At 51.2% G+C, this 977-nt stretch carries 1 protein-coding gene and 1 pseudogene; both read left to right on the forward strand.

What is annotated here, in order from left to right; genetic code table 11:
* The first annotated feature begins 16 nt into the window (after positions 1-16).
* Positions 17-346 (forward strand): transposase, encoded by a 330-nt coding sequence (locus HMPREF3056_RS13955; protein WP_371326316.1) that lies wholly within the window; start codon positions 17-19, stop codon positions 344-346.
* Between the two features lie 188 nt (positions 347-534).
* Positions 535-977 (forward strand): annotated as a pseudogene (locus tag HMPREF3056_RS07785) (hypothetical protein); the annotation flags it as partial.

Here is a 977-nt window from a genome sequence, read left to right on the forward strand (position 1 = left end):
ACGCGGAAAGCGTCTTATCCGCCATGACCGAATAGCGATAGCCTATCTGCTTGATCAGGGTCTTACTCACCGTGAGATTGCAGCCCACCTTGGCCGGAATCAGTCGACGATTAGCAGGGAAATCGCCCGGGGGATGACTGAGCATGGCTACGATGCCCTCGTGGCGCAAAAGCGGGCTGTAGACCGTTTAGCCAGGCCTAAACCCCGTAAACTCGATACCAACCCGCAGTTGCGGGCCTTTGTCATCGAGGAGTTGAACACGAAGTGGTCACCTTCCCCTTGGCTGCTGAGCCCTGCCCCCCCTAGGAACAAAACTCGGGGCACTTCAATCTACGAGCGTTACTAGTAGTACTTCGTTACTTCTGTGTGGAGCTGTGATCGATAAATTGGCAGGGGATATACACCTAATTAGGGGTGATTTTACAACTGTTAGTTTCCTAATAGGAATTATCTGTTACTCTGGGTAAGGAGCACCTAATATGCGTGTTTCCCTCGTCACGGATAATCGTTTTCACGAAATTTACAGGAGTTCTTATGCGCAATCGCGCCACAAGATTCATCATGGCTTTATCTACAGCAGCAGTTCTCGCATTTGGTTTAATCATTCCACCAAGTGCTGCTGCCCAAAACCTGGGGAATCTTACCCCCTTGCCCGCATCAACAATTGACTTAGACGCTGAAATTCGCGTAGACACCAGTGATGTCACAGATGAGGACATCATGAATGTTCAAGACGAGATCAAGGTGATGAACGAGTCCGCCGACCCGTACGGTTACTTCGCATCCCTGTCAGCTAATGAACAACGCGCAATCATTGCTGCAGTTGAACGTGCCAGGGTCACTGACATCAATCCTCAGGTAGCGCCTTTTGCGACCGCCCAGTCGGACCCCTACCGGATATATATCCAGGGCCTTGAAATGCTGTCCTGCATCGCGCTGGTCGATGTAGTATCATGCGGCATCGCCAATCAGGCAGC

The sequence above is a fragment of the Corynebacterium sp. HMSC056F09 genome (genome assembly GCF_001815785.1).
In the GTDB taxonomy this organism is placed as follows: domain Bacteria; phylum Actinomycetota; class Actinomycetes; order Mycobacteriales; family Mycobacteriaceae; genus Corynebacterium; species Corynebacterium hiratae.